General features: G+C 39.4%; 4 protein-coding genes and 1 pseudogene. All 5 read left to right on the top strand.

The features are described 5' to 3' along the window. Positions 1-266 (top strand): annotated as a pseudogene (locus DV63_RS13110) (restriction endonuclease subunit M); the annotation flags it as partial. Continuing rightward, the gene (locus tag DV63_RS13115; RefSeq protein WP_000580071.1) at positions 263-1,450 is read left to right on the top strand and encodes a restriction endonuclease subunit S; all 1,188 of its coding nucleotides are present in this window, start codon (positions 263-265) and stop codon (positions 1,448-1,450) included. The pseudogene DV63_RS13110 and the gene DV63_RS13115, both read left to right, overlap by 4 nt. A 65-nt stretch (positions 1,451-1,515) precedes the next feature. Beyond that, on the top strand, positions 1,516-4,179 hold the full coding sequence (gene polA, locus DV63_RS13120; RefSeq protein ID WP_000437579.1) for a DNA polymerase I: 2,664 nt from the start codon (positions 1,516-1,518) through the stop codon (positions 4,177-4,179). A 114-nt stretch (positions 4,180-4,293) separates the two neighbouring features. Further along, on the top strand, positions 4,294-5,040 hold the full coding sequence (locus tag DV63_RS13125; protein WP_000919464.1) for an outer membrane protein: 747 nt from the start codon (positions 4,294-4,296) through the stop codon (positions 5,038-5,040). Positions 5,041-5,091: 51 nt separating this feature from the next. Further along, positions 5,092-5,674: branched-chain-amino-acid transaminase (ilvE, locus tag DV63_RS13130; RefSeq protein ID WP_020982416.1), on the top strand; the 583-nt coding region annotated here is incomplete at its 3' end.

The following is a 5,674-nucleotide window of genomic DNA, read 5'->3' on the forward strand; positions in this document are numbered from 1 at the left end:
CCAGCCACAATTTAAAAGACACGCACAACGCTAAAGAGCGCTACAACGAAGTCGTGGATTTAGTCCATATTGGCAAATCATGTTTGAAATTTTTAAGCGAAGATGACTACCATGAAAACACCATAGATCCCAAAAATGGGAGCGATTGGAACCAAAACAAACCCACCGACACCAAACCCGCATTAGAGGATTTTAAAAGAACGATAGCCGATTACCTTTCTTATGAAGTGGGCTTGATTTTAAAAAACCAAACGCCCCCAAAGTGATTGGCCCCCTTAGCAGCCAACTCAACGCTATTAAGTGGGGCGAGTTCAAATTAGGGGATTTGTTTGAAGCGAGTAACGGCGATTTTGACATTCAAAAACGCCACATCAATCATAAGGGCGAATTTGTCATCACTGCAGGGCTTAGCAATAATGGCATTTTAGGGCAAAGCGATATAAAAGCAAAAGTTTTTGAAAGCCATACCATTACTATTGACATGTTTGGTTGCACGTTTTATCGCAGTTTTCCTTATAAAATGGTAACACACGCTAGGGTATTTTCTCTCAAACCCAAATTTGAAATCAACCATAAAATCGGCTTGTTTTTATCCACGCTATTTTTTGATTACCCTAAAAAATTCGGCTATGAAAACATGTGTTCATGGGCAAAAATTAAAAACGATAAAGTCATTCTACCCCTAAAACCCACCGCTAAAACTCAAACCCTTAAAGATGTTGATTTTGATTTCATGGAAAAATTCATAGCCGAACTTGAGCAGTGTCGGCTCGCCGAACTTCAGGCTTACTTAAAAGCTACAGGGCTAGAAAACACCACCCTTTCTAGCGGTGAAGAAAACGCCCTTAACGTTTTCAATAATTCTTTGGGGGGTAATACCGGCTTAATGTGGCAAAGCTTCAAAATTGTAGATATTTTTGAAGTCAAAAACACAAGAAATATTTTAGCAAGGGATGTTGTCAAAGATAGTGGGACAACCCCCTACTTGTGTGCTAGTAAAGAGAATAATGCTGTAAATTCTTATATTAATTACAATGCGGATTTTTTGGATAAGGGCAATTGTATTTTTATTGGTGGTAAAACTTTTGTTGTTACATACCAACAAAAAGACTTTTATTCAAACGATAGCCATAATTTAGCTTTGTATCTTAAAGACACGCATTCAAAAACCAAACTTAACCAACTATTTATTATTACTTGCATTTATAAAGCTTTAAATAATAAATATTCTTGGGGTGATAGCATAAGTAACACAAAGATACAAAATGATAGCATTCTACTACCCACCAACCCGCATGGCAAAATAGATTTTAACTTCATGCGCACCCTAATCAACGCCTTGATGAAACAAACCATTCAAGGCGTGGCTGAATACTGCGATGCTAAAATCCAAGCCGCAAAAGAGGTTATCAGCCAAGAAACGCCAACCCCAAAAGACTCGTTATTTTGAAAGAGATGAGGTCCAGCTTGTGTTACAATAAATTTAAAATTTGCTTGATGGAAGAGGGTTGAATGATGGAGCAGCCAGTCATTAAAGAGGGGACTTTAGCGTTAATTGATACTTTTGCGTATTTGTTTAGAAGCTATTACATGAGCGCTAAAAATAAGCCTTTAACCAACGATAAGGGCTTTCCTACAGGGCTTTTAACGGGGCTTGTGGGCATGGTTAAAAAATTTTATAAAGATAGAAAAAACATGCCTTTTATCGTGTTCGCTCTAGAAAGCCAGACTAAAACTAAAAGAGCTGAAAAATTAGGCGGATACAAACAAAATCGTAAAGACGCCCCTAAAGAGATGCTTTTACAAATCCCTATCGCCTTAGAATGGTTGCAAAAAATGGGTTTTACTTGCGTGGAAGTGAGCGGGTTTGAAGCTGATGATGTTATCGCCAGTTTAGCCACGCTAAGCCCTTATAAAACCCGCATTTATTCTAAAGATAAGGATTTTAACCAGCTTTTGAGCGATAAAATCGCGCTTTTTGATGGCAAAACGGAGTTTTTGGCTAAAGATTGCGTGGAAAAATACGGGATTTTGCCGAGTCAATTCACGGATTATCAGGGCATTGTGGGGGATAGTAGCGATAATTACAAGGGGGTTAAAGGCATTGGGAGCAAGAACGCTAAGGAATTGTTACAGCAATTAGGGAGTTTGGAAAACATCTATGAAAATTTAGACTTGGCGAAAAATTTACTCAGCCCTAAAATGTATCAAGCCCTGATACAAGACAAAGGAAGCGCGTTTTTAAGCAAAGAATTAGCCACTTTAGAAAGAGGATGCATTAAAGAATTTGATTTTTCAAGTTGCGCTTTTCCTAGCGAAAACCCCTTATTGAAAATTAAAGATGAATTGAAAGAATATGGTTTTATTTCTACTTTAAGGGATTTAGAAAATTCCCCTACGCCTTTAATTTCAGAAAACACGCCCGCATCAGACAACGCCCCTAAAAAATCACGCATGATCGTTTTGGAAAACATTGCGCCTTTGAGCGCGTTTTTAGAAAAGTTAAAAAAAACTAACGCAAGGATTTTTGCGCGTTTGGCGCTAGATAAAGAAAAAAAAGTTCTGGCCCTAGCGTTTTTATTACAAGATCAAGGCTATTTTTTACCTTTAGAGGAGGCGTTATTTTCGCCCTTTTCTTCAGAGTTTTTGCAAAACGCTTTTTCTCAAATGTTACAGCATGCGCAAATCATTGGGCATGATTTAAAACCCTTACTGAGCTTTTTAAAAGCCAAATACCAGGTGTCTTTAGAAAACATCCGCATCCAAGACACTCAAATTTTAGCGTTTTTAAAGAATCCGGAAAAAGTGGGGTTTGATGAAGTTTTAAAGGAATATTTAAAAGAAGATTTAATCCCGCATGAAAAAATCAAAGATTTTAAGACAAAAAGTAAGGCGGAAAAATCAGAGCAATTGAGTTTGGAATTAAACGCTTTGAAGCGTTTGTGCGAGTATTTTGAAAAAGGGGGGCTAGAAGAGGGTTTGCTCACTTTGGCCAAAGAAGTTGAAACGCCGTTTATGAAAGTTTTAATGGGCATGGAATTTCAAGGCTTTAAGATTGATGCGCCTTATTTCAAGCGCTTAGAACAGGAGTTTAAGAATGAATTGCATGTTTTAGAGCGCCAAATTTTAGATTTGATCGGCGTGGATTTTAACCTCAATTCTCCCAAGCAACTTGGCGAGATTTTGTATGAAAAATTAGGGCTTCCTAAAAATAAAAGCCATTCTACCGATGAAAAAAGTTTGTTAAAAATCCTAGACAAGCACCCAAGCATCGCTTTGATTTTAGAATACAGAGAATTGAACAAGCTCTTTAACACTTATACCACCCCCTTATTGCGCCTAAAAGACAAAGACGATAAAATCCACACCACTTTCATCCAAACCGGTACAGCTACCGGGCGTTTAAGCTCGCATTCGCCTAATTTGCAAAATATCCCGGTGCGATCTTCTAAAGGCTTACTCATTCGTAAGGGTTTTATCGCTAGCTCTAAAGAATATTGTTTGCTAGGGGTGGATTATTCGCAGATTGAATTGCGCCTGTTAGCCCATTTTAGCCAGGATAAGGATTTAATGGAGGCGTTTTTAAAAGGACGAGACATCCATTTAGAAACTTCTAAGGCGTTGTTTGGAGAAGAATTGGCCAAAGAAAAACGATCCATCGCTAAAAGCATTAATTTTGGGCTGGTGTATGGCATGGGGAGCAAGAAATTGAGCGAGACTTTAAACATCCCTTTAAATGAAGCTAAAAGCTACATAGAAGCGTATTTCAAACGATTCCCTAGCATCAAAGATTATTTAAACCGCATGAAAGAAGAGATTTTAAAAACTTCTAAAGCCTTCACTTTGCTTGGGCGTTATCGGGTGTTTGATTTTACCGGCACAAATGACTATGTCAAAGGCAATTATTTGCGAGAGGGCGTGAATGCGATTTTTCAAGGGAGTGCCAGCGATTTATTGAAATTAGGCATGCTCAAAGTGAGCGAGCGTTTCAAAAATAACCCTTCAGTGAGGCTGCTTTTGCAAGTGCATGACGAATTGATTTTTGAGATTGAAGAAAAAAACGCCCCAGAGTTGCAGCAAGAAATCCAACGCATCCTCAATGATGAAGTTTATCCTTTGAGGGTGCCGTTAGAAACGAGCGCGTTTGTGGCGAAGCGTTGGAATGAACTAAAAGGTTAGTTTTTTAATTGAGTTTAAGAAAAAATATATTATTATTTCTTTATAAGTAATACTTAGCCATTTTAAGCTAATATAATATAAAGTGATTATCAAAAAATAAAGGGAAAAGACTGAATGTTGAAAAGAATTATATTATTAGGGGCTTTGGGTGTTGTGGCGAGCGCTGAAGAGAGTGCGGCTTTTGTGGGAGTCAATTACCAGGTGAGCATGATACAAAATCAGACTAAAATGGTGAATGACAACGGCTTGCAAAAGCCTTTGATAAAGTTCCCACCTTATGCAGGAGCGGGTTTTGAAGTGGGCTATAAGCAATTTTTTGGTAAGAAAAAATGGTTTGGCATGCGTTATTATGGGTTTTTTGACTACGCGCACAACCGCTTTGGCGTGATGAAAAAGGGTATTCCTGTGGGCGAGAGCGGGTTTATTTACAACAGCTTTAGTTTTGGAGGGAATACTTTAACGGAGAGGGATTCCTATCAAGGGCAATACTATATCAATTTATTCACTTATGGTGTAGGGTTGGATACGCTGTGGAATTTTGTGAATAAAGAAAACATGGTTTTTGGTTTTGTGGTGGGGATCCAATTGGCTGGGGATAGTTGGGCAACGAGCATCAGTAAAGAGATCGCTAATTATGCAAAACACCACAGCAATTCCAGTTATAGCCCGGCCAATTTCCAGTTTTTATGGAAGTTTGGGGTGCGCACCCATATCGCTAAACACAATAGCTTGGAATTAGGGATTAAAGTGCCTACGATCACGCACCGGCTTTTCTCTATTACTAACGAAAAAGGATACACTTTGCAGGCTGATGTGCACAGAGTCTATGCGTTTCAGATCAGTTACTTGAGGGATTTTTAACCCCTTTTTAGATACAATCACACCTAAAATGATCAACTTAAAGGTGTGAAAATGGCAAATTCAGAAAATTTAGACTGGAAAAATTTAGGCTTTAGCTACATTAAAACGGATTTTCGCTTCATCGCTGCTTATAAAAACGGCTCTTGGTCGCAAGGCGGATTGGTGGGCGAAAACGTGTTACAGCTCAGCGAAGGCTCGCCGGTCTTACACTACGGGCAGGCTTGTTTTGAAGGCTTGAAGGCTTACCGCTCTCAAAACGGGAAAGCTTTACTTTTTCGCCCTTTAGAAAACGCCAAACGCTTGCAAACTTCATGCGAAAGACTGCTCATGCCCAAAGTGAGCGAAGAATTGTTTTTAAGGGCATGCGCTGAAGTGGTGGAAGCGAATCAAAAATGGCTCGCTCCTTATAAAAGCGGGGCGAGTTTGTATTTGCGCCCTTTTGTCATAGGCGTAGGGGATAATTTGGGGGTGAAGCCGGCCAGTGAATACCTTTTTATCGTGTTTTGCGCGCCTGTGGGGGCGTATTTTAAGGGGGGTATAGAAAAAGGAGGGGCTAGGTTTATCACTACGGCGTTTGATAGGGCCGCGCCTAAAGGCACCGGTGGGGTGAAAGTGGGGGGGAATTATGCCGCAA

Origin of the sequence: Helicobacter pylori FD535 (genome assembly GCF_000296015.2) — a bacterium.
Taxonomy (GTDB): domain Bacteria; phylum Campylobacterota; class Campylobacteria; order Campylobacterales; family Helicobacteraceae; genus Helicobacter; species Helicobacter pylori_CT.